This window comes from Rubrivirga sp. (assembly GCF_049648075.1).
Lineage (GTDB): Bacteria > Bacteroidota > Rhodothermia > Rhodothermales > Rubricoccaceae > Rubrivirga.
Genome location: NZ_JBARYR010000257.1, coordinates 1 through 2,077 on the forward strand (window position 1 = coordinate 1; position 2,077 = coordinate 2,077).

Below are 2,077 nucleotides of genomic sequence, written 5' to 3' on the forward strand. Positions count from 1 at the left end.
TTCGCCGTACACCGCGCGGCGAGCCGCGAGCGCGAGTCGGTACCCGACGGTCTGCTTGTCGCGCGGGTGGATGTCGTCGGCCTCGCCGACATCGAGGGCGAGGGCCTCGGCCGTGTGGTCGAGGGCGAGCGCGCTCGACTGACTCTCGCGGACCGTCGGCCAGATGCCGGTGTCGTTGGCGTGGCTCGGCGGTGCGCGGAAGGCCGCGAGCTGGACCCAGTAGAAGGGGAGGTCCGGCTGGCGCCACGCCTCGCGCCAGCCCTCGATCATCGACTGAAACTGGCCGCTGTACGCGCGGGCGTCCTCGACGCTGCCGCCGTTCGCCTCGCCCTGGTACCACAGCACGCCCGCGATCGGGAATCCGGTGAGCGGGGCCACCATCTGGTTCCACAAGACCATCGGAGTCTGGGTGGCGCTGGTCGAGGAACTGAGCTGGACGAGCGCCACCTTGAACCGCCAGTCGCCCGCGAGCGAGCGCCGGGTGCCGTCGGCGGCCTCGAGGTAGACCAGGTCGTCGGACCCGCCGATGCCGCCGCCCAGGCCGTGGTCCGCCACCCGGACCGCGATCACGTTCTCGCCCTCTCGGAGCACGGAGGCCGGGACCGTGTAGCGGCGCTCCCGATTCCAGCCGTTGGCCATCCGCCCGACCTCGAGGCCGTTGACGTAGGTCACGTCGTCGTCGTCGATCATGCCCAGGCCGAGCGTGAGGTCGTGCGCGATGTCCTCCGTTGAGAGCTCGACCGTGGTCCGGTACCACGCGACGCCGTCGAGGACGTCGTAGCCCTGCGTCTCCCACAGCTCCGGCACGCGGATCGCGGCCCAGTCGCCGTCCTCGAGGTCGCCCGCCCACAGCGGCTCGTCGCCGTCCATGCTGAGGTCCACGTCCGGGAGGTCGCCGACGAGGGCTCGAAAGGTGTCCATGCGCGCGCGCTCCTGGTCCTCGAGGGCGGTGAGCTCGTCGGCGCTGAGGCCCAGCATGGAGGCGCTCATCCAGGGCTCGATGCGGCTCCCGCCCCACGTCGTGTTGACGAGTCCGATGGGGACGTCGTGGCGCGCGCGGATCTCTCGGGCGAAGAACGTGCCGACGGCCGAGAAGTCGCCGACCGTCTCGGGCGACTCGGCGTGCCACGCGCCGCCGGCCAGCTCGTCTTGGGGCTCGGTGGCGGAGCTCCGGGGCACCTTGAAGTGCCGGATCCGGTCGTCGCCGGCCGCTGCGATCTCGGCGTGGGCGTCGTCGGAGTCCCGGACCATCCACTCCATGTTCGACTGTCCAGAAAGCACCCAGACGTCGCCGACGACCAGGTCTCGAGCGTGGACCTCGTCCTGCCCCGAGGTGGCGGACAGTCGGTACGGCCCGCCGGCCTCGAGGGCGGGAAACACGACGCGCCATCGTCCCTCGCGATCGGACTCCGCGAGCCGGCTTTGGTCACCGAGGACGACCGAGACGGTGGCGTGGGGCGCCGTCCAGCCCCACACCGGGATCGGCCGGTCGCGCTGGAGCACGGCGCCGTCGCTCAGGACGAGCGGGAGGCGGAGTTGGGCCGAGGCGGGGGCGACGGCCATCAGGAGCAGGAGGGGGAGGAGTCGCATGGAGCTGCGGCGGAACGGCCTCGTGGTCGCGTCCATGCTACGGCCTCGAGGGCGCCGACGAACGCCCTGACCCTTCGCCGGTGTGCTCCGACTCGGCGCGATGCGCTGGGTCTGGACCCTCGAGGCGCTTTACCGAACCACGCCGAACGAGAGCGACCACTTCCCCTCGCGGCCCGTCACAAGGTCGCGGATCGAGCCGTCGAGGTGGACGGTGTCGCCGTCCTCGAGGTCGTCCGGCACGGGCAACACGATAAACTCGCGGGCCGTCGGGAAGGACGTGCCGGACTCGGTCGCGCTCTGGGACACGAACCGACGCTCGCCGTCGCGCCCGACCTCGATGGTGCGGACGACTTGGTACCGCGACTGCCCGCCGTCGGTGCCCAGATCGTAGGCCTCGACGTAGACGCCGATGCGGGCGCCGGGCCGGACGACGTCGTACGGGTAGCGCCACCGCGCGCGGGCGGCGTCGGCGTCGTCTTGGGTCGCT

Annotated in this window: 2 protein-coding genes; both read right to left on the reverse strand. The window is 71.8% G+C overall.

Annotation, left to right across the window (positions count from 1 at the left end; genetic code table 11):
* A partial coding sequence (locus WBA11_RS07715) for a sialate O-acetylesterase (protein WP_424520119.1) occupies positions 1-1,590 on the reverse strand: 1,590 nt, incomplete at its 3' end.
* A 129-nt stretch (positions 1,591-1,719) separates the two neighbouring features.
* Positions 1,720-2,077, reverse strand: a 358-nt coding sequence (locus tag WBA11_RS07720; RefSeq protein WP_424520120.1) for a hypothetical protein, incomplete at its 5' end; no start/stop codon positions are given.